The sequence below is a fragment of the Azospirillum sp. TSH64 genome, assembly GCF_003116035.1.
Lineage (GTDB): Bacteria > Pseudomonadota > Alphaproteobacteria > Azospirillales > Azospirillaceae > Azospirillum.
On sequence record NZ_LGQW01000015.1, the window covers coordinates 4,594,577 to 4,595,044 of the forward strand.

Annotated in this window: 1 pseudogene; it reads right to left on the reverse strand. The window is 68.4% G+C overall.

Annotation, left to right across the window (positions count from 1 at the left end):
- Positions 1-468, reverse strand: a pseudogene (locus tag TSH64_RS35965) (bifunctional acetaldehyde-CoA/alcohol dehydrogenase); the annotation flags it as partial.

Sequence of the window (468 nt, forward strand, 5' to 3'; positions counted from 1 at the left end):
CTGTCGCCGAAATGGCGGATGCGCTCGGCCTGCCGGTCCTGGTCGGTATAGAGCGCCGAGGTGTGGCCGATGCCGCCGAGCGCCACCAGGGCGGCGGCCTTGTCGCAGGCTTCCATAAAGTCCTTGGCGCGGTAGAGCGCCAGGGTCGGCGACAGCTTCTCGTGGGCGAAGGGCTCGCTGTCGTCGAGGTCGGTGACTTCGGCGATCAGCACCTTGGTGGCGAGCGGCACGTTCAGGCCGGCCATGGCGGCGATGGCATGGGCGGGCTGGCCGACGATGTCGGCGTTGAGATGGCCGTCGGTCAGCAGCACCTTGCGCACGGCGTCGGCCTCGCGGGGCGACAGGATGTAGCCGCCATGATGGGCGAAGCGGTCGCGCACGGCGTCATAGACGGCCTCGACCACCACCGCCGACTGTTCGGACGCGCAGACCACGCCATTGTCGAAGGTCTTGGACATCAGGATGGAG